Source organism: Stenotrophomonas sp. YJH_SMC_19, assembly GCF_059367915.1.
Genome location: NZ_JCAFRI010000003.1, coordinates 32,079 through 55,344, shown reverse-complemented (window position 1 = coordinate 55,344; position 23,266 = coordinate 32,079). Strand labels below are relative to the sequence as shown.

At 67.0% G+C, this 23,266-nt stretch carries 18 protein-coding genes and 1 riboswitch; of the genes, 11 read left to right on the top strand and 7 right to left on the bottom strand.

Annotated features, from left to right (window positions below; genetic code table 11):
* Positions 1-124 precede the first annotated feature (124 nt).
* Entirely contained in the window at positions 125-1,360 is a 1,236-nt protein-coding gene (gene ftsZ, locus AC5P5R_RS04855; RefSeq protein ID WP_005408084.1) for a cell division protein FtsZ, read from the top strand.
* A gap of 192 nt (positions 1,361-1,552) precedes the next feature.
* Entirely contained in the window at positions 1,553-2,464 is a 912-nt protein-coding gene (gene lpxC / locus AC5P5R_RS04850) for a UDP-3-O-acyl-N-acetylglucosamine deacetylase (protein ID WP_005408085.1), read from the top strand.
* Between the two features lie 282 nt (positions 2,465-2,746).
* Here lpxC and AC5P5R_RS04845 read toward each other — a convergent pair whose 3' ends face one another.
* Entirely contained in the window at positions 2,747-3,196 is a 450-nt protein-coding gene (locus tag AC5P5R_RS04845; RefSeq protein ID WP_162292030.1) for a DciA family protein, read from the bottom strand.
* 12 nt (positions 3,197-3,208) lie between these two features.
* Between AC5P5R_RS04845 and AC5P5R_RS04840 the strand changes: the two genes are divergently transcribed.
* From AC5P5R_RS04840 to AC5P5R_RS04830, 3 genes are all read left to right on the top strand, one after another.
* Entirely contained in the window at positions 3,209-4,165 is a 957-nt protein-coding gene (locus AC5P5R_RS04840) for a M23 family metallopeptidase (protein WP_005408087.1), read from the top strand.
* A 278-nt stretch (positions 4,166-4,443) separates the two neighbouring features.
* Positions 4,444-7,176: a preprotein translocase subunit SecA gene (secA, locus tag AC5P5R_RS04835; protein ID WP_088431937.1), complete on the top strand. Its 2,733-nt coding sequence runs from the start codon at positions 4,444-4,446 to the stop codon at positions 7,174-7,176.
* A 102-nt stretch (positions 7,177-7,278) separates the two neighbouring features.
* Entirely contained in the window at positions 7,279-8,235 is a 957-nt protein-coding gene (locus AC5P5R_RS04830) for a Nudix family hydrolase (RefSeq protein ID WP_100438880.1), read from the top strand.
* Positions 8,236-8,286: 51 nt separating this feature from the next.
* On the opposite strand, the gene AC5P5R_RS04825 is transcribed toward AC5P5R_RS04830, so the two are convergent.
* Positions 8,287-8,871 carry a DUF4124 domain-containing protein gene (locus AC5P5R_RS04825; protein WP_005408090.1) on the bottom strand — a complete coding sequence of 195 codons (585 nt, stop codon included), beginning with the start codon at positions 8,869-8,871 and terminating at the stop codon, positions 8,287-8,289.
* A gap of 40 nt (positions 8,872-8,911) precedes the next feature.
* Positions 8,912-9,739: a methylenetetrahydrofolate reductase [NAD(P)H] gene (metF, locus tag AC5P5R_RS04820; RefSeq protein ID WP_033834442.1), complete on the bottom strand. Its 828-nt coding sequence runs from the start codon at positions 9,737-9,739 to the stop codon at positions 8,912-8,914.
* Positions 9,740-9,942: 203 nt separating this feature from the next.
* Here metF and AC5P5R_RS04815 point away from each other — a divergent pair, with 203 nt between their 5' ends.
* From AC5P5R_RS04815 to AC5P5R_RS04805, 3 genes are read left to right on the top strand one after another with little or no spacing between them, the layout of a single operon-like run.
* Positions 9,943-10,869: an alpha/beta fold hydrolase gene (locus AC5P5R_RS04815; protein ID WP_060380071.1), complete on the top strand. Its 927-nt coding sequence runs from the start codon at positions 9,943-9,945 to the stop codon at positions 10,867-10,869.
* 24 nt (positions 10,870-10,893) lie between these two features.
* Positions 10,894-11,940, top strand: a complete 1,047-nt coding sequence (locus AC5P5R_RS04810; RefSeq protein WP_059036362.1) for a sensor histidine kinase — start codon at positions 10,894-10,896, stop codon at positions 11,938-11,940.
* Positions 11,937-12,668, top strand: a complete 732-nt coding sequence (locus AC5P5R_RS04805) for a LytR/AlgR family response regulator transcription factor (protein ID WP_005408094.1) — start codon at positions 11,937-11,939, stop codon at positions 12,666-12,668. The genes AC5P5R_RS04810 and AC5P5R_RS04805 overlap by 4 nt, the downstream gene beginning before the upstream one ends.
* 6 nt (positions 12,669-12,674) lie before the next feature.
* Here the strand turns inward: AC5P5R_RS04805 and AC5P5R_RS04800 are convergent, their stop codons facing one another.
* On the bottom strand, positions 12,675-14,192 hold the full coding sequence (locus tag AC5P5R_RS04800; RefSeq protein WP_100438882.1) for an amidohydrolase family protein: 1,518 nt from the start codon (positions 14,190-14,192) through the stop codon (positions 12,675-12,677).
* A gap of 137 nt (positions 14,193-14,329) precedes the next feature.
* On the opposite strand from AC5P5R_RS04800, the gene AC5P5R_RS04795 reads away from it, so the two are divergent.
* A complete protein-coding gene (locus AC5P5R_RS04795) occupies positions 14,330-14,887 on the top strand; it encodes a DUF3228 family protein (protein ID WP_033834446.1) in 558 nt (185 codons plus the stop codon).
* Between the two features lie 75 nt (positions 14,888-14,962).
* On the opposite strand, the gene AC5P5R_RS04790 is transcribed toward AC5P5R_RS04795, so the two are convergent.
* From AC5P5R_RS04790 to ahcY, 3 genes are all read right to left on the bottom strand, one after another.
* Positions 14,963-15,448: a hypothetical protein gene (locus AC5P5R_RS04790; RefSeq protein WP_033834447.1), complete on the bottom strand. Its 486-nt coding sequence runs from the start codon at positions 15,446-15,448 to the stop codon at positions 14,963-14,965.
* Positions 15,448-15,921: a Cys-tRNA(Pro) deacylase gene (gene ybaK, locus AC5P5R_RS04785; protein WP_100438883.1), complete on the bottom strand. Its 474-nt coding sequence runs from the start codon at positions 15,919-15,921 to the stop codon at positions 15,448-15,450. Before ybaK ends, AC5P5R_RS04790 begins: the two co-directional genes overlap by 1 nt.
* Positions 15,922-16,122: 201 nt before the next feature.
* Entirely contained in the window at positions 16,123-17,568 is a 1,446-nt protein-coding gene (ahcY, locus tag AC5P5R_RS04780; protein ID WP_004154241.1) for an adenosylhomocysteinase, read from the bottom strand.
* A 36-nt stretch (positions 17,569-17,604) separates the two neighbouring features.
* Positions 17,605-17,688: riboswitch (S-adenosyl-L-homocysteine riboswitch) on the bottom strand.
* A gap of 120 nt (positions 17,689-17,808) precedes the next feature.
* On the opposite strand from ahcY, the gene AC5P5R_RS04775 reads away from it, so the two are divergent.
* Together AC5P5R_RS04775 and ppc are read left to right on the top strand one after the other, a co-directional pair.
* Positions 17,809-20,325 (top strand): S9 family peptidase, encoded by a 2,517-nt coding sequence (locus AC5P5R_RS04775; protein WP_100438884.1) that lies wholly within the window; start codon positions 17,809-17,811, stop codon positions 20,323-20,325.
* A gap of 172 nt (positions 20,326-20,497) precedes the next feature.
* Positions 20,498-23,209, top strand: a complete 2,712-nt coding sequence (gene ppc, locus AC5P5R_RS04770) for a phosphoenolpyruvate carboxylase (protein WP_049419131.1) — start codon at positions 20,498-20,500, stop codon at positions 23,207-23,209.
* The last annotated feature ends 57 nt before the right edge of the window (positions 23,210-23,266 follow it).

The following is a 23,266-nucleotide window of genomic DNA, read 5'->3' as shown; positions in this document are numbered from 1 at the left end:
TACCCGCATCACAACGCAGCAACGCAATACACAACCCACACAGCCGCAACGGCAACATGACACGCGAAGGCAGGAGGCCCGACCGTCCATGCCACCGACAAGCGGATACAACGAGGACACGGACATGGCGCATTTTGAACTGATCGAAAAGATGGCACCCAATGCGGTGATCAAGGTGGTTGGCGTGGGCGGCGGCGGCGGCAATGCCGTGGCGCACATGGTCAACTCGGCGGTGGACGGCGTGGAGTTCATCACCGCCAACACCGACTCGCAGGCCATCAAGAATTGCGGTGCCAAGCTGCAGCTGCAGCTGGGTACCAACGTGACCAAGGGCCTGGGCGCAGGCGCGAACCCGGAAGTCGGCCGCCAGGCCGCGCTGGAAGACCGTGAGCGCATCATGGACGCCCTGCAGGGCGCGGACATGGTGTTCATCACCGCCGGCATGGGCGGCGGCACCGGTACCGGCGCTGCACCGGTGGTGGCGCAGCTGGCCAAGGAGATGGGCATCCTGACCGTGGCCGTGGTCACCAAGCCGTTCCCGTTCGAAGGCCGTCGCCGCATGCAGGTGGCGCTGAAGGGCATCGAGGAACTGAGCCAGCACTGCGACTCGCTGATCACCATCCCGAACGAGAAGCTGATCACCGTGCTGGGCCGCAACGCGACCATGATCCAGGCATTCCGCGCCGCCAACGACGTGCTGCAGGGCGCCGTGCAGGGCATCGCCGACCTGATCGTGCGTCCGGGCCTGATCAACGTCGACTTCGCCGACGTGCGCACCGTCATGTCCGAAATGGGCCTGGCGATGATGGGTACCGGCACCGCCCGTGGCGATGACCGCGCCCAGGCCGCTGCCGAATCGGCCATCCAGAACCCGCTGCTGGACGACGTGAACCTGGCCGGTGCCAACGGCATCCTGGTCAACATCACCGCCGGTGCGGACTTCACCATGGCCGAGTTCGACGAGATCGGCCGCACCATCGACGGCTTCGCTTCGGAAGACGCCACCGTGGTGGTCGGCACCGTGCTCGACCCGGACATGCAGGACGAAGTGCGCGTGACCGTGGTTGCCACCGGCCTGAACCGCGTGTCGGCCAGCAAGGCCCAGCGTCCGGGCGAGCGCGCGCCGATCAAGCTGGTCCGCAACGCCACCACCGGCCAGCCGGAGTTCGGCGACTTCGACAACGGCGGCGACGCCGTGTCCAAGGCCGTCGGCGGCATGGGCCTGGGCCTGCGTCGCGCCAGCAGCGATACCGCGGCGGCTTCGGCCCCGTCGGCGCCGTCCTCTTCGGCCCCGGCCGCGGCAGAACTGCCGAACGACTACCTGGACATCCCGGCGTTCCTGCGCCGCCAGGCGGACTGAGCGGGCCGGCCCGGGGTTGTCCTCCCCGGGTTGCGCCACCATGTCCTGAAAACGCGGGCGCCGGGCCAGGATGGGCCCGGCCGCCCTGCTTCATGTGCGTCCCATTGACGCGCCGGTGTGTCCTGCCTGCCTTTCAGCCGGGGTAGGGGACCGTGCGTGTTAATCTAATGTGTCACTTCCGGTCCATCCCCCATGATCCAGCAACGCACCCTCAAGAACACGATCCGCGCCACCGGCGTTGGCCTGCACAGCGGCGACAAGGTCTACATGACCCTGCGCCCGGCACCGGTCAACCATGGCATCGTGTTCCGCCGCGTGGACCTGGACCCGGTGGTGGAAGTGCCGGCCAAGGCCGAGCTGGTCACCGAAGTGACCCTGTGCACCGGCCTGACCTGCAACGACGCCAAGATCCAGACCGTCGAACACCTGATGTCGGCGCTGGCCGGCCTGGGCGTGGACAACATCATTGTCGAACTGTCCTCGGCCGAGCTGCCGATCATGGACGGTTCGGCCGGCCCGTTCGTGTTCCTGCTGCAGTCGGCGGGCATCGTGGAACAGGATGCGCCCAAGCGCTTCATCCGCGTGCTGAAGACCGTGGAAGTGACCGAAGGCGACAAGGTGGCCCGCTTCAGCCCGTACGAGGGCTACAAGCTGGGCTTCACCATCCAGTTCGACCACCCGATGATTCCGGCCAAGCAGTCGCGCCAGGAAATCGAGTTCTCGACGCTGGCCTACACCAAGGAAATCTCCCGCGCGCGCACCTTCGGCTTCATGCGCGACCTGGAATACATGCGCGAGCGCAACCTGGGCCTGGGCGGTTCGATGGACAACGCCATCGTGCTGGACGAGTTCCGCGTGCTCAACGAAGACGGCCTGCGCTATGCCGACGAATTCGTGCGCCACAAGATCCTCGATGCGATCGGCGACCTCTACCTGGCCGGTGGCCAGGTGCTGGGTGCCTACGAAGGCTTCAAGTCCGGCCACGCCCTCAACAACAAGCTGGTGCGGGCGCTGATGGCCGACGCCACTGCCTGGGAATGGGTCAGTTTCGACTCGCCGGCGACGCCGGATCCGGTGGAATATGCCACTCCGGCCTACGCCTGATTTCTGTAGGTTGTTGAATTAAAAGACAAAAACGCCGCCTTCCAGGGCGGCGTTGTCGTTTCAGGGGTGTTCGGCGCATTCAGCATGCTTGACACGCGTCAAGGCCGGTTCGAGGTCACGGTTTTGTGAACCTGTTGGATCGGAAGCCTGAATTTAACGCGATTTTAACAACAATCTAACGACAGGCCCCCGGATGGCAGCTAGGATGCGACCCGGCCCCCGAAATGTTTCACGCCGTGGTGACACGCGCGACGGGGAGCGGAGCCGGATGCTCCGTTGTCGTCAGGACTGCTTCTTCGGCTTCGAGGGAACGTCCTGCAGGCAAGCCAAGGCGTCGCGTAGCCCTTTGTGCGTGGCGGCTGAAACTGCGTGGGGTCCATTCCGGTTGTCGAGCGCTGGGGAGCGCGTGGGAGTGGGAGACGCAGTCTTGATGGTCACCCTGGTGGCCTTCAGCCCGATGGAACGGGCCGCGTCGAGCAACTGGGCTTCGGCAAGCCGCAACTTGGCATGCCAGACCGGGGACTCGACGAGAAAAACGAGGTGTTCCCCGTCCACATTGGCCAGCCGGCAACGGCTGCGCAGAGGTGGCGGCAACTGGGGGCGCAACTGACGGTCCAGCGCGTCGAGCCACAAGGCACGCCGCAGCGGGTTCCCGCTTTTGTCCGCCATCACCGCATCCAGCGCCGGCTTCGGCACTGACGCGGGGCGAACGCTGGATTTCGGCTCAGACATGAAAACTCACTGATGGCATTCAAAAAGATCGTAATCAAAACGCGTGAAGGACAGGCCAAGTCGTCGCCGATCGCGCGTTTGCGGTTCTATTTCGAGGACCGCCCCCGCGCCCTGCTGGGAAGCGTGCTCGGGGTAGGCTGCATTATCGGCCTTGCTGGCGGCATTGGCGCCAGCGCGCTGAATGATTCCCGGCTGCAGGCCAAGGTCGAGCGCCAGGATGCGGAACTGGCCAAGGTCAAGCGCGATGCGCAGACCCAGGTCAACGCGCTGGCGGCACGCCTCGGCGAGCTGCAGGCGCAGGCTACCCGCCTGAACGCCCTTGGCGAACGGCTGACCCAGATGGGCAAGCTGGAAGACGGCGAGTTCGACTTCAACGAGACGCCTGGCCTCGGTGACGGCGATGCCGGCGGCCCGACCAGCGACATCCCGGTCAAGGACGTCAACGCCGACTTACAGGTGCTGGAGCAGCGTTTCGCTGCTTCAGGCCGTCAGTTGTCGGTGATGGAATCGCTGATGTTCGACCACCAGCTGCAGCAGAACGCCGTGCCGTCGCGCATGCCGATCCGCAACAGCTACGTGACCTCCGGCTTCGGCACCCGTGCCGACCCGTTCGGCCGCGGTGCCGCGACCCACAAGGGCATGGACTTCCACGCCAAGGTCGGTGACCCGGTGATGGCCGTGGCCGAAGGCGTGGTCAGCTTCGCCGGCGTGAAGGGCGGCTACGGCAACGTGGTCGATGTCGACCACGGTAATGGCTACGTCACCCGCTACGCGCACAATTCGCGCCTGGTGGTGAAGGCCGGTGACCTGGTCCGTGCCGGTCAGGAAGTGGCCAAGGCCGGTTCCACCGGACGTTCGACCGGCGCCCACGTGCACTTCGAGGTGTGGGAGAACGGCAACGTGGTCAACCCGCGCAAGTTCCTCGGCGACGGCGGCAACACGCCGGTCGGCCGCATCAGCCGCGGCTGATGCCCGGGTCGGATCCCTTCCGCGCCGCGGGAGGGCTCTGACCCGATGCGGTTGATCTGGTAGTGCCGGCCGCTGGCCGGCAACCTCATGATCTTCGGCAGCATCGCGGATCACCGGCCAGCGGCCGGCACTACCCCTCGGGGTTGAAACCTCAGCCGCCCGTCCCAAGCTACAATGGGTGTTGCCATCGACAGGGCGCCAGGCGCCCTGTTTCGTTTGCGGCGGACGGATCCCAAGGGGGAGGCCGGGCGTCGTGTCCATCCAACCCGGTTCCTTCAATGATCAACAGCCTGCTTACCCGCGTATTTGGCAGTCGTAACGAACGACAGCTGCGCCAGCTCAACCGCATCGTCGCCAAGATCAATGCGCTGGAGCCGGAGATCGAGAAGCTTTCCGACGAGCAGCTTCAGGCCAAGACGCCGGAGTTCAAGCAGCGCATCGCTGACGGTGAAGCCCTGGACAAGGTGCTGCCGGAAGCCTTCGCGGTCTGCCGCGAAGCCGGCCGCCGCGTGCTGGGCATGCGCCACTACGACGTGCAGCTGATCGGCGGCATGGTGCTTCACCTGGGCAAGATCGCAGAAATGCGCACCGGTGAAGGCAAGACCCTGGTGGCGACCCTGCCGGTGTACCTCAACGCGCTGGAAGGCAAGGGCGTGCACGTGGTCACCGTGAACGACTACCTGGCCCGCCGCGACGCCGCGCAGATGGGCAAGCTGTACAACTGGCTGGGCCTGAGCGTGGGCGTTGTCTACCCGGGCATGCCGCACAGCGATAAGCGCGAAGCCTATGCTGCGGACATCACCTACGGCACCAACAACGAATTCGGCTTCGACTACCTGCGCGACAACATGGCGCTGTCCAAGGCCGACCGCTACCAGCGCGGCCTGCACTACGCCATCGTCGACGAAGTCGACTCCATCCTGATCGACGAAGCGCGTACCCCGCTGATCATCTCCGGCCCGGCCGATGATTCCCCGGAGCTGTACATCCGTGTCAACCGCGTCGTGCCGCACCTGGTCAAGCAGGAAGCGGAAGACGGCGAGGGCGACTTCTGGGTCGACGAGAAGGGCAAGCAGGTGCACCTGTCCGAAGCGGGCATGGAGCACGCCGAGCAGCTGCTGGTGGAAGCCGGCATCCTCAACGGCGAAACCGAAGGCCTGTACGCGGCGCAGAACCTGACCGTGGTCCACCATCTCAACGCCGCCCTGCGCGCGCACGCGATCTACCAGCGTGACGTGGACTACATCGTGCGCGACGGCGAAGTGGTCATCGTCGATGAGTTCACCGGCCGTACCCTGGCCGGCCGCCGCTGGTCCGATGGCCTGCACCAGGCGGTGGAAGCGAAGGAAGGCGTGCCGGTCCAGCGCGAGAACCAGACGCTGGCGAGCATCACCTTCCAGAACCTGTTCCGCATGTACAAGAAGCTGTCCGGCATGACCGGCACGGCCGATACCGAAGCCTTCGAGTTCCAGAGCATCTACGGCCTGGAAGTGGTGGTGATCCCGACCAACCGCCCGACCATCCGCAAGGACAGCCCGGACCAGGTGTTCCTCAACCGCAAGGGCAAGTTCAATGCGGTGCTGGCCGACATCGAAGAGTGCGCCAAGCGCGGCCAGCCGGTGCTGGTCGGTACCACCTCGATTGAAACTTCGGAAATGCTGTCCGAGCACCTGAACAAGGCCGGTGTGAAGCACGAAGTGCTCAATGCCAAGCAGCACGACCGCGAAGCGACCATCGTCGCCAACGCCGGCCGTCCGGGCGCGGTGACCATCGCCACCAACATGGCCGGCCGTGGTACCGACATCGTGCTGGGCGGTTCGCTGGAAGCAGAGCTCCACGCGCTGGGCGAGGACGCGACCGACGAGCAGAAGGCTGCGGTCAAGGCCGACTGGCAGAAGCGCCACGAGGCAGTGAAGGCGGCGGGCGGCCTGCACATCGTCGGCACCGAGCGCCATGAGTCGCGCCGTATCGACAACCAGCTGCGTGGCCGTTCGGGCCGCCAGGGTGACCCGGGTTCGTCCCGCTTCTACCTGTCGCTGGAAGACAACCTGATGCGCATCTTCGCCTCCGACTGGGTGCAGAAGGCCATGCGCATGATGGGCATGAAGGAAGACGACGTCATCGAAGACCGCCTGGTCAGCCGCCAGATCGAGAAGGCGCAGCGCAAGGTCGAGGCCCACAACTTCGACATCCGCAAGAACCTGCTGGACTTCGACGACGTCAACAACGACCAGCGCAAGGTGATCTACGCCCAGCGCGACGAACTGCTGGACGCCGAGTCGGTGAAGGACAACGTCGACGGCATCCGCGACGACGTGATCTTCGACGTGGTGGCCCGCTTCGTGCCGCCGAACTCGATCGACGAGCAGTGGGACCTGCGTGGCCTGGAAGCGACCCTCGAGTCGGACTTCGGCCTGCAGATGTCGCTGACCGACCTGGTCAAGGAACACGAGGAGCTGGACGCCGAGGCGATTGCCGCCAAGGTGCAGGAACGCGTCAACCAGCACTTCGCCGAGAAGGAAGCCGGCGTGGGCGAAGAGACCATGCGCGCGCTGGAGAAACACGTGATGCTGACCGTGCTGGACCAGAGCTGGAAGGAGCACCTGGCGCGCATGGATTACCTGCGCCAGGGCATCTACCTGCGTGGTTACGCGCAGAAGCAGCCCAAGCAGGAATACAAGAAGGAAGCCTTCGAGCTGTTCTCGGACATGCTGGAAAACGTCAAGCGCGAAGTGGTGACCCTGCTGTCGCGCGTGCGCATCCGCAGCGACGAGGAAGTGCAGGCGCTGGAAGCGGCCGAACGCCAGCAGGCCGAAGCCCGCCTGAGCCAGTCGCAGTTCCAGCACCAGGACGTGGGCGGCTACAGCGCCGACGAGGAAGCCGCGCAGGTGCAGGCTGCCCAGCAGGGCGTGGCGCAGATGCAGCGCGACGAGCCGAAGATCGGCCGCAACGATCCGTGCCCGTGCGGCAGTGGCAAGAAGTACAAGCACTGCCACGGCCAGCTGAGCTGATGCCGAAGAGCCCCGCGAAAGCGGGGCTTTTCGTTTGTGGCAGGGGAGTTGCAGCGGATCCGTGATTGCGCCGGCCGCCCTGTTCTGGGCATGCTTCCCCCCATGCCTTCCCCCACCCGATCGATCCATGTCGTGGCCGCCGTCATCACCGACGCCCGTGGCCGCGTGCTGCTCAACCGCCGTACCGAGAACCGCGACATGGCCGGCCTGTGGGAGTTTCCCGGCGGCAAACGCGAATCCGGCGAGACCTCCGAACAGGCGCTGGTGCGCGAGCTGCGCGAGGAACTGGGCATCGAGGCCGATGTCGGCGAGTGGCTGATGGATGTGCCGCAGCGCTATCCGGACAAGCACCTGACCCTGGAGGTGCGCCATGTGCGCAGCTGGAAGGGGACGCCGCGCGGGCGGGAGGGCCAGGCAATCACCTGGGTGGCGCCGGACAAGCTGGGCCGCTATTCAATGCCACCGGCCGACCTGCCGGTGGTGGCTGCCCTGCGCCAGCCCGACAGCTACCTGATCACCCCGGCGCCGGCCGATGATGAGGGCGGCTTGCAGGATTGGCATGAACAGCTGCAGCGCGTGGTGGCCGCGGGCCAGCAGCGCATCCAGCTGCGGTTGCCGACGGCGCATCCGCAGCGGCAGGCGATGGTCGAACAGGCCGTGCGCGCGCATCGTCGCAGCGGGGTGCAGTGGCTGCTCAATCGCGATATCGAACTGGCACGCGCATTGGGCGTGGGTGTGCATCTGGGCAGCGAACAGCTGCTGCAGCTGTCGCAGCGCCCGCTGCCCGAGGGCCAGCTGGTGGCCGCGTCCTGCCACGACCTGCAGCAGCTGCAGGCAGCACAGCAGCTGGGCTGCGACTTCGCCGTGCTGGGCCCGGTGCAGGCCACGGCCAGCCATCCGGACGCGGTGCCGCTGGGCTGGGACGCGTTCGCCGAGCTGCGGGCGCAGGTGTCACTGCCGATCTATGCGCTGGGCGGCATGGGCCGCGGTCACGTCGCCGAAGCGCGTCGCCATGGCGGGCAGGGCATCGCCGCCATTCGCGGGCTGTGGCCGGAGTGAGCCGGCATGCGGGGTCAGATCCCTGCGCAGCAGGGCTCTGACCCCTCCCGATCACAGCGTGATCCAGAAACACCCATACTGCCGCCGCAGCCCAAGCACCGTCGAAGCGCGCGCCACGCTGCCCGGCAAGGTCTGCTCCAGGCGCAGGCCGACCGGATGCCGCACGGCCGGCGGCTCAGGGTCGGACCCCTGCGCAGCAGGGCTCTGACCCTCCTCCGGCACTGCGACCTGGTCCTGCCGCGGATACACCGGCACCACGTCCACCAGCGGCCGCCGCGCCAACGATTCCAGTTGGCCGAGAATGCGCTGCGCGCCCGCGTCGGACACCGAACCCCACAGGTACAGTGAAGACAGCCGATTGACGTCGTTGCTGAGGATGCCGTTGCGCAATGCGTCCACGAGCTCGCTCAGCCGGCGCGGGCAGCGTGCACCCAGCGTGTCGCGCGCTGCGGTATTGCCGGTCGGGGAGGGCGGCGGCAGCCGTGACCGTGCACCCACGCTGTCGCAGGGCCGGTCGGTATACACGCTCTGGCCCTGCGCATCGGTGCAGCGGTTCAGGCGCGTGGACTGTGCGTGGGCGACGCTCGACAGTACGCATAGCGGCAGCAGCAACAGCAGGAAGGAAAGCCGGATCATCCTCGCAGGGTAGCGCCGATCCGGTCCGCATGGCGTGCTTTCAGCCCTGCAGCAGCTTCAGCACCGAGGTGGTCGGCTTGGCCAGGTTCAAGGTGTAGAAGTGCAGGCCGGGCGCGCCGCCTTCGATCAGGCGCTGGCACAGCCGGGCCACCACTTCCGTGCCGAATGCACGTACCGACTCGGCGTCATCGCCGTAGGCCTGCATCTTGCGGCCGATCCAGCGCGGAATCTCCGCACCACACTGCTCGGAGAAGCGGCGCAACTGGCTGAAGTTGGCGATCGGCATGATGCCGGGCGTGATCGGCACCTGCACGCCGAGCCGGCGCACTTCATCGACGAAGTGGAAGTAGGCGTCCGGGTTGAAGAAGTACTGGGTGATCGCCGCATCGGCACCGGCATCGATCTTGGCCTTGAAGTGCTTCAGGTCAGCCAGCGCATCGGTCGCCTGCGGATGCGTTTCCGGATACGCGCCCACTTCGATGTGGAACGCATCGCCGTGCTCGGTGCGGATGAAGTCGATCAGCTCGGCGGCGTAGCGCATGTCGCCGGGGAAGCCCATGCCCGAGGGAAGGTCACCGCGCAGCGCGACCAGGCGACGGCAGCCGATGGCGCGGTACAGCTTGAGCAGTTCGCGGATCTCCTGGCGGGTGCCGCCCACGCACGACAGGTGCGGCGCGGCATCGAACCCATGGTGCTGGTTGAGGTGGCGCACGGTCTCGGAGGTATAGCTCAGGGTCGAGCCACCGGCGCCGAAGGTACACGACACGTATTCGGGGGCGTAGTCCTTCAGCTTGGCCGCAGCACGGTCCAGCTGGCTGCGCTGTTCGTCGGTCTTGGGCGGATAGAACTCGAAGCTGATGGCGGTCATGGCGCGGATGGCGGCGGCGGGTGCAGATCAGTATATCGCTTCATCAAGATGGATGTGCGATTGATATGTGAGGGTGGGCCATCCATGGCATGCGACCGTTCGCCCCGCCGTGCGGCCGCTGCTCCGAAATCGCAACCGGGGTGCCTCCGCCAGGCCCACGCTGCTCCCATCCCGGCACCACCCACCCAATGAAGGAGCAGACGATGAAGATCTTCCTGGCACTCTGGTACGCAATGAAGGCCCTGGCCCGGCTGGCGATGATCGGCATGGCGATGGCCGTGCTCGGTTCCGGCTCGGCGCATGCGGCGGCCGCCACCGGCACCGGCAAGGTGCAGGTCGAGGTGGTCGGCAAGGGCCGTCCGCTGCTGATGATCCCCGGCCTGAACAGCAGCGCCGAGGTCTGGCGCGAGACCTGCCTGGCGCTGAAGGACGTGCAGTGCCATCTGGTGCAGCTGCCGGGCTTTGCCGGCGCTGCGCCCGTCGACCCGCGCCCGGCCGAATTCCTGCCGGCCATGCGCGGGCAGCTGCTGGCCTACCTGCATGACCAACAGCTGGGCCCGGTGGTGGTGATCGGCCACAGTCTTGGCGGCCTGCTGGGGCTGCAGATGGCGCAGGCCGAGCCGAAGGCAGTCAGTGCGCTGGTGGTGGTCGACGCATTGCCGTTCCTGCCGGCCGCGCGTGACCCGAACGCCACCGCAGACAGCGTGCGGCCAATGGCCGACCAGCTGCGCAAGGGCATGCTCGCCGCCGATGCCGCGCAGTGGCAGGCGCAGCTGAAGGCCGGCCTGCCGGGCATGACCCGCGATCCACAGCGGCAGGCCGAGCTGGGGCGCTGGGGCGAAGCCAGCGACCGCCAGACCACCGCTGACGCCATGCATGCGGTGATGACCACCGACCTGCGTGACAACATCGCCTCGATCACCGCACCGACGCTGGTGCTGGGCAGCTGGGCCGGCTACCAGCCGATGGGCGGCACCGAGGACAGCACGCGCGCGGTGTTCCAGGCGCAGTACGCGAAACTGCAGGGCGTGCAGATCGCGATGAGCGCGCAGGGTTTCCACTTCCTGATGTGGGATGATCCGCGCTGGCTGCGCGGTCAGGTGCAGGCCTTCCTCGACCACCACCACTGAGTTTCAACACGCCTCGGAATGGACATGCCGGATTCCTCCTCGACGGTACGCTTCTGGCTGCTCAATGCGCTGGTGTGGGTGCTCTATGGCGTTGCCGGAATCGGCCTGCGCCAGGCCTATTTCAGCGATGCCGGAAGCGCAGGCGTGTTGATCACGCTGGGTCTGGCGTTGGCCCTGTTCGGGTGCAGCGGTGCCATCCGCGCGCTGGCGCTGCGTGCCGACTGGTGGGCGCGCGGCACGGCCGGGCTGTTGCTGCGGCTGGCTCTGTCGGTGGCATTGGGCGCGGCAGTGGCGCAGCTGCTGGTGAACATCGCGCTGCACTCGGCGCTGGCCTGGAACTGGGTGAGCCTGGGACGGCAGACGGCCGACTTCAGCCCCAAGGCGCTGCTGCTCTACTGGTACACCACTGCGGTGATGCTGGCCCTGTGGGCAGCGCTCTGGGCAGGCCTGCACAGCCTGCGCCGGATACGCAGTGCGGAACTGGCCCGCCTGCGCGCCGAGGCCGAGCGCAGCGCGCTGGAGCGCGATGCACTGCGTGCACGGCTCAACCCGCATTTCATGTTCAATGCGCTGAACAACCTGCGCGCGCTGATCCTGGAAGATCCTGAGCGTGCGCGCGACATGGTCACCCGCCTGTCGCGCACGCTGCGCCAGGCGCTGGCACACAACCGCAGCGAGCAGGTCACCCTGGCCGAGGAACTGGTGGTCGTGGACGACTACCTGGCCATCGAGGCAGTCCACTTCGAACAGCGCCTGCAGGTAAGCCAGCACATTGATGCCGATGCCATGCAGGCACAGCTGCCGGCGATGGCGCTGCAGCTGCTGGTGGAGAATGCGATCAAGCATGGCATCGCCAGCCGCCCGGGCGGCGGTGAGGTGCAGATCCGTGCCACGCTGGACAATGATGTGCTGCGCCTGCAGGTGGACAATCCGCTGGGCAGCGCCAACGAGCCCACCCATGGCCATGGCGTTGGCCTTGCCTACCTGCGTGCGCAGCTCGGCACGCAGGGTCGTTTCACCCTGCAGCCGGTCGGCGACCGCATGCAGGCCCTGCTGGAGATTCCGCAATGAGTGGCGTGCTGCGTGTGTTGATCGTTGATGATGCACGGCTGGCGCGGCAGGAGCTGCGCACGCTGTTGTCGGCGCTGCCATGGGTGCAGTGCGTGGGCGAGGCCGACGATGTGCCCGCTGCACGCGAGGCGATCGCCACACTGGCGCCAGACCTGGTGCTGCTGGATGTGCAGATGCCCTCCGGCAGCGGCTTCGATGTGCTGGATGGGCTGGAGACGGTTCCGGCGGTGGTCTTCGTTACTGCCTACGACACCTACGCGGTGCGCGCGTTCCAGGCCAATGCGCTGGATTATCTGGTGAAGCCGGTCGAGGCGCCGCGCTTGCTGGAAGCGTTGCAGCGGGCGCGCCAGCGCGAGGTGGTGGCGGGCGAAACGCCGGAGCCGCGCAGCACGCTGGGCGCGCAGGACCAGGTGTTTGTGCGCGAGGGCGAACGCTGCTGGTTCGTCGCGGTCTCGGAGATCCGTCGGCTGGTGGTGGATGGCAACTACACACGGCTATGGTTCCGCGACCAGAACGCCCTGCTGACCCGCAGCCTGAGCGCGCTGGAAGCACGCCTGCCGCCGGAGTTGTTCTTCCGCGCCAACCGCAACACGCTGGTCAACCTGCGCCGCATCCGAGGCGTGACGCCCAGCATCGCTGATGGCTACGACCTGGCGCTGGACGACGGCAGCGAGGTGGAGGTATCGCGGCGGCAGGCACGTGAACTGCGCGAGCGGATGGCGTTGTAGCTGCCGCTACAGCTCGGCACTGACCGGGCTGGTGATGAATCCCCACAGCAGGCGTGCCATCACTGCGGGCGAGCGTGCCTGCCTGCGCGCATAAGTCTGTAGCGCATCCAGCCGCGGGTGGTCATAGAGGTGGCCGGCCAGCAGCACGGCATGCACGCGGCGGGTATTGGCGATGTCGTGCAGCGGGTTGCCATCAAGCAGCACCAGGTCTGCGGCTTTGCCGACCTCGACGCTTCCATGCGATGCCTGCCGTTGCAGATGACGTGCGGCCTGCAGCGTAGCTGCGCGCAGCACGTCGGCCTGGCTCAGGCCGGCCTGTCGCAGCCACTGCAGTTCATCGTGGTAGCGGAAGCCGCCCAATCCGGTATCGGTGCCGACCAGCACGGTGACGCCAGCACGATGGGCCGCACCGGTGAGAGCCAGGCCATGCTCGAAGTAGGTCTTCAGTGCGTCTTGGCCGCGTCGGCCGGGATAGCGCGCTGCGGTGGCCTGCAGGTCATCACGCCACGCCCAGCGTGAAAGCGGGTCCAGATAGGCCAGGCGCGGATCGTCGACGAAGGCGGGGTCGCTTGCGCGTGCATCTTCTTCGCGGGTGACATGGGTCGGTACGAACGCGGCACCGCTGGCCTGCATCAAAGCGAACGCCTTGTTGCAGAGCGTGGGCTGATAGCTGGCAACCATGCGTTCGGCCAATACGATCGGGTCTTCGCCGTCGAGCGTGCCACCGCGCCATGCCGCCGCGTTGTCGAAGCAGTGGCGCACGAACAGATGGGCGTGCTCGAAGCTGCGCTGGCCCGCCTGCACCGCGTCGTCCAGAGGCACCGCCTTGGGCAGGTGGCCGACCAACGGACGGCGCAGCTGCTGCGCCTCGGTGGCCAGCCGCTGATAGGTGTCCGCACGCAGCCGGTTGTAGACCTTCAACGCCTCGACCCCGCGCGCGCTGTACGTCCGTGCACGCGCAGCGGCGGCCTCCGGCGTGAGTGACGGATCTTCGAAGTAGAAACTGGCGATCTGTACGAAGCGCGGTGCAACCTGCTGCCCGGCAATGGCCTGTGCGGTCCAGCGGCGCTTGTCGGCCACGCAGGCGATCAGCGGATCGGTGGTCTGCGGGCAGTCCATCATGTCACGGGTGCCGGTGATGCCGTTGGCCAGCATCAGCGGGAACTGCAGCTGCGGCGACAATTGCAGTGCATGGGTGTGCATGTCCCAGAAACCGGGCAGCAGCCAGCGGCCGCCGGCGTCGAGCACGGGAAGCCGCGCGTCCTGCGGATCTTCCCCAATGGCAGTGATGGTGCCGTGGCGCACTGTCACGGTGGTGGGTTCGCTGACCTGGCCGCGCGCCACGTCCACCACCCGCGCGTTGACGATCACGCGGCTGTTGCCCGGCTCGGGCAACGGCGGAGCCGACAGCGGCCAGAGCAGAGCGGCGGCGAACAGCAATGGCGGCGCCAGCAGGAGGATGACCAGTACGATCGGCCACTGCCGAAGGTGGGCGGAACGGGGCAATGCGCATGCTGCATCCATGAGCCGGCGATCCTTGTAGTGGGTCGCCCGCAGGGTGCTGCAAGCGGGACGCTGGCGCCAGTGACCATCGGCATCCGGCCCTGTCTGCCTCCGGGGCGGTTACCCTGTGCAGCAGAACTCCTGATCACACCCGCGCCATGTCCATCGTCCTCACCGATTTCGCCCGTCCCCGCCTGTTCCCGCGCGTGCCGCGTGGCAACACCATCCAGGACTGCACTGCCGAGCAGTTCGAGGCACACCTAAATGCGCATGCGCCGCTGAAGGTGCTGGATGGCTACGCGCCGTTCTGCAAGCTGTTCGTCTACGAGAACTGGACCAGCACGCGCTGCCTGACCGTACCGATCACCGAGGCCAACCGCCACCTGCTGCGCAGTGGTTACGAAGCGCGCAACCGCGAGGAACTACCGGTCCTGGTGCGCTGGTTCGAGGGCGTGGAATCACCGCGTGCGAACTACCTGGTGGTGATCCTGTACAGCGCCGGGCAGCTGGCCAGGGAAGGCTCGCCGATCGAGGCCGACTGGGGCATCGTCGGCTGCATCTACACCGCCGAACCGGAAGAGGTACCGATGGCGCCGATCACGATGATGCGCAATGCGCTGGGCGTGGACGAGGGCGGATCCGGCGTGCCGCTGGACCGCGAAGCCTACCGGCGTTCCGTCGAGTTCTGGGAGAACAACGCGAACTGGCGGCCGTGAGCAACATTTGTCATCCACGCATCGCGTGAATGTGCGGACCGCAGTAGAGCCACGCCATGCGTGGCCGCTTGGCCTTCAGGCAGCTTTCCATTCCCACCACGGGTAATGGTACTCGCGGTCGATGGCCTGCCAATGCTGGCCGCATTGCGTGCAGGCAACGGTGTGGCAGTCGCCCCAGCAGCCCTCAGCCTCTTCCACCGAGAGCAGCTGCATCTGTCCTTGTTCAATCAGGCGACGGGGATCGAAGAACGGGTAGCCGGGGTTGAGCGCGCACAGGCAACCCTCGCGTGCACGCCAGTAACGCAGCCGACGCAGGGCGGCCTTCAGATACGCCTGGTTGCTGATCAGCATGCCGCCAAGCGCGATGCCCTGGCAGCGTTGTTCGATCAGATCCACATGTGCGCTCAACGCGTCCAACGATGAGGCACTGAACAGTCGTGCGACAACGCGGGCGGCATCGGTGATGCGCGTTGCGTCGCGCGACAACAGGTCCTGCAGCAGCACATCGGCCTGTGCATCGTCGAGCCGGGGAATGGGCGCTGCAGACCACGGCCAGCGCATCAGCGTGACTTGCCGATGGCAGCGTAGTTGCCGGTTGTCAGGCGCAGCAGATCGGCCGGCGCCAGTTCCACTTCCAGACCGCGGCGACCGGCGCTGACATGCAGCCTGGGCAGCGCTTCGGCGCTGGCGTCCAGGAAGGTGCGCAGGCGCTTCTTCTGCCCGAGCGGGCTGATGCCACCGACCAGGTAACCGGTCGCGCGCTGCGCGGCATCAGCAGCAGCCATCTCGCACTTCTTGCAGCCGGCCGCTTCGGCCAGTGCCTTCAGGTCCAGCTGGCCGGCCACCGGCACGATCGCCACCAGCAGTTCGTGTGCCTCGGTGCTGGCCAGCAGGGTCTTGAACACCTGGGCCGGATCGAGGCCGAGCTTGTCGACAGCTTCGCCGCCATAGGATTCGGCGTGGGCGTCATGCACGTAGCTGCGCACGGTGTGGGCGATCTTCTCGCGCTTGAGCAGGTTGATGGCCGGGGTCATGTAGGCATGGTAGCGCGCGCTGGGCGCGTTGCCTTGACCGAGCCTACTGCCGGAGAGCATCCACGCATGGCGTGGATCTACCGTGGGGACTGGATGAGGGGTGTACGGCCACACGCAAACGCAGAACGGACGCCCGAAGGCGCCCGTTCCGTGTGTTGCATGCACCGGTGGTGCCGGCCGCTGGCCGGCACCCCGCAGGCATCAGTAGCGGTAGTGGTCCGGCTTGAACGGGCCTTCCACCGGCACGCCGATGTAGTCGGCCTGTTCCTGGCTCAGGGTGGTCAGCTTCACGCCGATCTTTTCCAGGTGCAGGCGGGCCACTTCCTCGTCCAGCTTCTTCGGCAGCAGGTAGACCTTCTTCTCGTAGCTGTCCTTGTTCGCCCACAGGTCGATCTGTGCCAGGGTCTGGTTGGCGAAGCTGTTGGACATCACGAAGCTCGGGTGGCCGGTGGCGCAGCCCAGGTTCACCAGGCGGCCTTCGGCCAGCAGGAAGATCGCGTTGCCGTTCGGGAAGATGTACTTGTCCACCTGCGGCTTGATGTTGACGTGCTTGATGCCGGCGAACGACACCAGCGCATCGACCTGGATCTCGTTGTCGAAGTGGCCGATGTTGCAGACGATGGCCTGGTCCTTCATCGCGCTCAGGTGCTCGATGCGGATGATGTCCTTGTTGCCGGTGGTGGTGACGTACAGGTCGGCACGGCCCAGGGTCGATTCGATGGTGTTGACTTCATAGCCTTCCATCGCCGCCTGCAGGGCGCAGATCGGGTCGATCTCGGTGACGATCACGCGCGCGCCGTAGGCACGCAGCGAGGCCGCGCAGCCCTTGCCGACGTCGCCGTAACCGCAGACCACGGCCACCTTGCCGGCCAGCATCACGTCCATCGCGCGCTTCAGGCCGTCGGCCAGCGACTCGCGGCAGCCGTACAGGTTGTCGAACTTGCTCTTGGTGACCGAGTCGTTGACGTTGATCGCCGGGATCAGCAGGGTGCCGGCCTGGGCCAGCTGGTACAGGCGGTGCACGCCGGTGGTGGTCTCTTCGGAGACGCCCTTCCAGTCCTTGACCACGCGGCCCCAGTAACCCGGGCGTTCCTTGGCGACGCGCTTGAGCAGGTTCTTGATGACCTGTTCTTCGTGCGAGGACGAGGCGGTGTTGACCCAGTCACTGCCGTTTTCCAGCTCGTAGCCCTTGTGAATCAGCAGGGTCACGTCACCGCCGTCGTCCACCACCAGCTCCGGGCCGGTCAGGGTGCCATCGGCCAGGGTGAAGGTCAGCGCGTCCAGGGTGCAGTCCCAGTACTCTTCCAGGGTCTCGCCCTTCCAGGCAAACACCGGGGTGCCGGTGGCCGCAATGGCGGCAGCGGCGTGGTCCTGGGTCGAGAAGATGTTGCACGAGGCCCAGCGCACGTCGGCGCCGATGTCCTTCAGGGTCTCGATCAACACCGCGGTCTGGATGGTCATGTGCAGCGAGCCGGTCACGCGCACGCCCTTCAGCGGCAGCTCAGCCTGGTACTTGCGGCGGATCGACATCAGGCCCGGCATTTCGTGCTCGGCGATGTCCAGTTCCTTGCGGCCCCAGTCGGCCAGCGTGATATCGCGGATCTTGTAGTCACCTTCGGTGGAGAAGGTCTTGGCAACAGCGTTCATTCGTGTGCTCCGGTTGTGGACGAGCGGATGCTCGCATTTAGCCGGGCGCCGTTGTTACAAAGCCACCTTACCGAGCCTGGCCGGGCCTCGTGGGATCCGGTCGCAGCGCCCCTCGGCAGGGGAGAACCCCCATTATATCGCGGCCCCGACGTGACATCCGGATGACCCAACCATCGGCAGATGGGGCCGCGTGCACGGCCTGTTAAGGTCGGTGTTTTCACGCATCACACAGGTGGAACGATGAGCATGCACGCGCGCCGTACTCGGCGCTGGACCGGCCTGGTCCTGTCGATGGGACTGCTGGCGGTGGCCCCGCTGGCCTGGGCCGCAGCGCCGCAGCCGGTGGCCGCACAGGCCCAGGGCGTCAACGGCTACGAACTGCCGTCGGCCGCGCTGCAGGCGGTGGTGGACGCGCCGCGTGCACCCTCGTTGTACCTGTCGCCGCGCCGCGACGTGGCCGCGATGATGCAGATGCCGTCGCTGCCTTCGATCCAGGTGGTGGCGCAGCCGGAACTGAAGCTGGCCGGCCTGCGCATCAACCCGCGCACGTTCTCCGACAGCCGCTTCAGCTTCGGCGAGAAGCTGTGGCTGATGAACGTGGCCGACGGCAAGGAGCGGCAGATCAGCGGCCTGCCTGCCAAGCTGTCGATCGCCAGTGTGACGTGGTCGCCGGACCAGAAGTGGCTGGCCTTCAACCAGGTCGACGCCGGCAGTGGCGCCAATGAACTGTGGCTGGTGGACGTGGCCGGCGGCAGCGCCCGTCGCCTGGTTGCCGGCCTGAACACGGTGATCGGCAGCGGCTACCAGTGGCTGCCGGACAGCCGCGGACTGGTGGTGTTCACCCGCCCGGCCAACCTCGGTGCGGCCCCGGCCGCCGACGGCATTCCGACCGGCCCGGCAGTGCAGCAGACCAGCCAGGGCGGCGGCGTGGTGTCGATCCGTACCTACCAGGACCTGCTGAAGAACGAGGCTGATGCGCGCCAGTTCGATTACTACGCGACCACCCAGCCGATGGAAGTCAGCCTGGATGGCAGTACCCGCGCGATCGGCGCGGCCGGCATCTTCATGGGCTTCTCGGTGTCGCCGGATGGCCGCTTCGTGCTGCGCCAGCCGGTGCAGCGCCCGTATTCGTACGTGGTGCCGGTGGACAGCTTCCCGCGCCGCATCGAAGTGATCGACCGTGCCAGCGGCAAGCTGGTGCACACCGTGGCCGTGCGCCCGCTGGTGGAAGGGCTGCCGACCGGCAACGACGCCGAAGTGACCGGCGTGCGCGACATCCGCTGGCGCGGTGATGCCGACGCCACCCTGGTCTGGGCCGAAGCGCAGGACGGCGGCGACCCGAACAGGGACGCCAAGGTACGCGATGCGGTGCTGATGCAGGCCGCGCCGTTCGACAAACCGCCGGCCACCCTGGCCCAGCTTGGCAGCCGCCTGGCCGGCATCAGCTGGGGCCGCGGTGACCTGGCCCTGCTGACCGAATCGTGGTGGAAGACCCGCAGGACCAAGACCTGGCTGATCGCCCCGGACAACGCCGGTGCCGAGCCGCGCCTGCTGTGGGACCGCGATGCGCAGGACCGCTATGCCGATCCGGGCCGGCCGCTGTTGTCCAGCGACGACCGCGGGCGCTCGCTGCTGCAGACCAGCGCCGATGGCAGCAGCCTGTATCTGGCCGGTGCCGGTGCATCGCCGGAAGGCGATCGTCCGTTCGTGGACCGCTTCGACATCGCCACGGGCAAGGCAACCCGCCTGTTCCACTCGCAGGCGCCGAGCTATTCGCTGCCGGTGGCATTGCTGGACAACCAGGGCAGCTCGCTGCTGCTGAGCCGCGAGAGCCCGGACGAGCCGGCCAACTTCTACGTGCAGTCGCTGGCCGATGCTGGGAGCGCACCGCGCGCGCTGACCCACTTCGCCCATCCGCTGCCGCAGCTGAAGGGCGTGCAGAAGGAGCAGATCCGCTACAAGCGCAAGGACGGCGTCGACCTGACCGCGACCCTGCTGCTGCCGCCGGGCTACGACCCGAAGCGCGACGGCCCGCGCCCGCTGCTGATGTGGGCCTACCCGGGTGAGTTCAAGAGCGCAGCCGCGGCCAGCCAGGTGACTGATTCGCCGTACCGCTTCAACGCGGTCAGCTACTGGGGCCCGCAGGCGTTCCTGGCCAAGGGCTACGTGGTGCTGGCCAGCCCGTCGATGCCGATCATCGGCGAGGGCGACAAGGAGCCGAACGACACCTACATTGAACAGCTGGTGGCCAACGCGCAGGCCGCGGTGGATGAAGTGGTGCGCCGTGGCGTGACCGATCGCGATCACATCGCCATCGGCGGCCATTCCTACGGTGCGTTCATGACCGCCAACCTGCTGGCGCATACGCGCCTGTTCAAGGCGGGTATCGCGCGCAGCGGCGCCTACAACCGTACGCTCACGCCGTTCGGCTTCCAGGCCGAGGAGCGCAACTACTGGCAGGCGCAGGACGTCTACCAGAAGATGGCGCCGTTCAACTACGCCGACAGGATCAAGGACCCGATCCTCTTCATCCACGGCGTGGACGACAACAACTCCGGCACCTTCCCGATCCAGAGCGAGCGCATGTTTGCTGCGGTGAAGGGCCTGGGTGGCACCGCGCGGCTGGTGATGCTGCCGAACGAATCGCATGCCTACCGCGCACGCGAATCGATCATGACCATGCTGGCCGAGAGCGAGCGCTGGCTGGAGCAGACCATCGGCCCGGCCGAGCAGGGCAAGGCGAAGAAGAAGCGCTGACCGGGCCTGGTAGTGCCGGCCGCTGGCCGGCAACCTCATGGAGACATGCAACCTGAGGTTGCCGGCCAGCGGCCGGCACTACCAGATGAAACCATTTTTGCATCGCAGCACGACGCCCGATCTGGGATAGGCTTGGGGCCTGGATCCGTTGACCGAGGCCTGTGCGTCGCCGATGAACGAGTACCGCAGCAGCATCGAGTTTGCTTCTCCCGATCTTCCGCTTCGCGATGATGTGCGCCGGCTTGGCGCACTGGTCGGCGACCTGCTGGTCGAACAGGTGTCGGCCGCGTTTCTTGATGACGTCGAGGACGTGCGTACCCGCGCCATCGCCCGTCGCGAAAACCAGGCGCCGCTGTCGGAGCTGGCCGATGGCCTGGCCGGGCGCACGCCGCAGCAGGCCGAGACCATGGTGCGGGCCTTCAGCACCTACTTCCAGGTGGTCAACATCGCCGAGCGCGTGCATCGCATCCGCCGCCGCCGTGACTACCAGCGCGCCGGTACCGCAGGGGCGCAGCCCGATGGCCTGCAGGATGCACTGCAGCACCTGAAGGCGCAGGGCGTGGGCCTGGACGAACTGGCGCAGTGGCTCCCGCGCATCGACATCGAACCGGTGTTCACCGCGCATCCGACCGAAGCAGTGCGCCGCGCGCTGCTGGAGAAGGAGCAGCTGATGGTGGCCAGCCTGGTCGACAACCTCGACGGCCAGCGCACGCCGGGTGAGGCTGCCGCCGATGCCGCGCGCTTCCGCATGGCGCTCACCGCGTCGTGGCAGACCACCGATTCTTCACCGGTGCGGCCGACCGTCGATGACGAGCGCGAGCACGTCGGCTTCTATCTGGTGCAGGTGCTGTACCGGGTGATCCCGGTGCTGTACGAATCGCTGCAGCAGGCGCTGCGCGATACGTACGGCGAAGAACTGCCGCTTCCGCGCCTGCTGCGCTTCGGCACGTGGGTGGGCGGCGACATGGACGGCAACCCGAACGTGGATGCCCACACCATCCGCAATACGCTGGATGCGCAGCGGCAGGCGGTGCTCGGGCGCTACCAGAAGGAACTGCTGCAGCTGGCCAGCCTGCTCAGCCAGTCCACCGAGCGGGTAGGGGTGAGCGATGCGCTGCAGGCGCGCGTGGCGCAGTACCAGCAGCTGCTGCCGCAGGTGCAGTCGCGCCCGCGCCACGCCGATATGCCGTACCGCCTGCTCAACGACCGCATGCGCGCACGCCTGCAGGCCACGTTGGACGATGGCGGGGGCGCCTACGCCGGCCCCGCCGAATTGATCGACGACCTGCAGCTGATCCTCGACAGCCTGCTTGCGAACCGTGGCGAGCACGCTGGTGGTTTTGCCGTGCAGCGCCTGCTGTGGCGGGTGAAGACCTTCGGCTTCCATCTGGCGCGGCTGGATGTGCGCCAGGAGTCGAGCGTGCATGCGCGCGCGCTGGCCGCCGTGCTGGGTGGCGAAGAGGCCTGGCAGGCGCTGGATGCGGTGGGCCGTGCGCGGCTGCTGAGCCCGCATGCCAGCGGTGAAACGGCATTGCCCAACGGCGACGACGAGGGCAACCAGCGGCTGGATGCGGTGTTCGCCGCGCTGGCCGATGCGCGTGCGCGGCATGGCAGCGATGCGCTGGGCAGCTACATCATCTCGATGGCGCACGACCGCAGCGACGTGCTGGCGGTGCTGGCGCTGGCACGCCGTGGCGGCCTGGTGGAAGAGAACGGATCAGTACCGCTGGATATCGCACCGCTGTTCGAGACGGTGGATGATCTCAAGCGCGGCACCGCGACCCTGCGTGACCTGCTGGCCGACCCGATCTATCGCGCGCACCTGCAAGCACGCGACGACGTGCAGATGGTGATGCTGGGCTATTCGGACAGCAGCAAGGACGGCGGTATCGCGGCCTCGCGCTGGGGCCTGCAGCGTGCACAGGTGGAACTGCTGGAAGTGGCGGCCGAGGCCGGCATCCGACTGACCTTCTTCCATGGCCGGGGCGGCTCGATCAGTCGCGGCGGTGGCAAGACCACGCATGCGGTCGATGCGTCGCCGCGCGGCAGCATCGATGGTCGCCTGCGGGTGACCGAGCAGGGCGAGGTGATCCATCGCAAGTACGGTATCCGCGCGCTGGCTTTGCGCTCGCTGGAACAGGCCACCGGCGCGGTGCTGCGCGCCAGCCTGCGCCCGCGCGCGGCTGAGCCGCGCGAGGACGACTGGCGGCCGGTGATGGACGTGGTGTCCGCTGCCAGCAGCGAGGTCTACCGTGGCTTCGTCGGCCAGGCCGGCTTCATGGACTACTTCCGCACCGCCACGCCGATCGATGTGATCGAACGGATGACGCTGGGCTCGCGTCCGTCGCGCCGGCTCGGCCAGGACGCGGCACTGGGCAACCTGCGTGCGATTCCCTGGGTGTTCGCCTGGAGCCAAGCCCGGGCGGTGATCCCCGGCTGGTACGGCGTGGGCAGCGGCCTGCAGGCGGCGGTGGATGCCGGCCACGAACAGACCCTGCGCGATATGGCGCGAGACTGGCCGTTTTTCCGTACGTTCCTGGACGATATCGCGATGGTGCTGTCCAAGGGCGATATCACCATCGCCGAGCAGTTCTCGCAGCTGTCCGGCGAGTTGCACGGGCGCTTCTTCCCGCAGGTGCAGCGCGAACTGGAACTCACCCGGCACTGGCTGCTGGCATTGATGGACCAGCAGACGCTGTTGGACCACGATGCGCGACTGGCGCTGTCGATCCGCCTGCGCAATCCCTATGTCGATCCGATCAGCGTGCTGCAGGTGGACCTGCTGCAGCGCTGGCGGGCCAGCGGACGCGAGGATGACGATCTGCTGCGCGCGCTGGTGGCCTGCGTGAACGGGGTTTCGCAGGGCGTGCAGAACACCGGGTGAGGTGTCGCGGTAGTGCCGGCCGCTGGCCGGCAACCTCATGATGTCTGGCGGCACGCA

Coding starts and splice junctions, on each gene's coding strand:
- AC5P5R_RS04825 (WP_005408090.1), bottom strand. CDS start 8,871: ATGATCCGGCTTTCCTTCCTGCTGTTGCTGCTGCCGCTATGCGTACTG.
- AC5P5R_RS04795 (WP_033834446.1), top strand. CDS start 14,330: ATGTCCATCGTCCTCACCGATTTCGCCCGTCCCCGCCTGTTCCCGCGC.
- AC5P5R_RS04790 (WP_033834447.1), bottom strand. CDS start 15,448: ATGCGCTGGCCGTGGTCTGCAGCGCCCATTCCCCGGCTCGACGATGCA.
- AC5P5R_RS04775 (WP_100438884.1), top strand. CDS start 17,809: ATGAGCATGCACGCGCGCCGTACTCGGCGCTGGACCGGCCTGGTCCTG.
- AC5P5R_RS04805 (WP_005408094.1), top strand. CDS start 11,937: ATGAGTGGCGTGCTGCGTGTGTTGATCGTTGATGATGCACGGCTGGCG.
- ahcY (WP_004154241.1), bottom strand. CDS start 17,568: ATGAACGCTGTTGCCAAGACCTTCTCCACCGAAGGTGACTACAAGATC.
- AC5P5R_RS04830 (WP_100438880.1), top strand. CDS start 7,279: ATGCCTTCCCCCACCCGATCGATCCATGTCGTGGCCGCCGTCATCACC.
- metF (WP_033834442.1), bottom strand. CDS start 9,739: ATGACCGCCATCAGCTTCGAGTTCTATCCGCCCAAGACCGACGAACAG.
- AC5P5R_RS04800 (WP_100438882.1), bottom strand. CDS start 14,192: ATGGATGCAGCATGCGCATTGCCCCGTTCCGCCCACCTTCGGCAGTGG.
- ftsZ (WP_005408084.1), top strand. CDS start 125: ATGGCGCATTTTGAACTGATCGAAAAGATGGCACCCAATGCGGTGATC.
- AC5P5R_RS04845 (WP_162292030.1), bottom strand. CDS start 3,196: ATGTCTGAGCCGAAATCCAGCGTTCGCCCCGCGTCAGTGCCGAAGCCG.
- ppc (WP_049419131.1), top strand. CDS start 20,498: ATGAACGAGTACCGCAGCAGCATCGAGTTTGCTTCTCCCGATCTTCCG.
- AC5P5R_RS04810 (WP_059036362.1), top strand. CDS start 10,894: ATGCCGGATTCCTCCTCGACGGTACGCTTCTGGCTGCTCAATGCGCTG.
- secA (WP_088431937.1), top strand. CDS start 4,444: ATGATCAACAGCCTGCTTACCCGCGTATTTGGCAGTCGTAACGAACGA.
- ybaK (WP_100438883.1), bottom strand. CDS start 15,921: ATGACCCCGGCCATCAACCTGCTCAAGCGCGAGAAGATCGCCCACACC.
- AC5P5R_RS04840 (WP_005408087.1), top strand. CDS start 3,209: ATGGCATTCAAAAAGATCGTAATCAAAACGCGTGAAGGACAGGCCAAG.
- AC5P5R_RS04815 (WP_060380071.1), top strand. CDS start 9,943: ATGAAGATCTTCCTGGCACTCTGGTACGCAATGAAGGCCCTGGCCCGG.
- lpxC (WP_005408085.1), top strand. CDS start 1,553: ATGATCCAGCAACGCACCCTCAAGAACACGATCCGCGCCACCGGCGTT.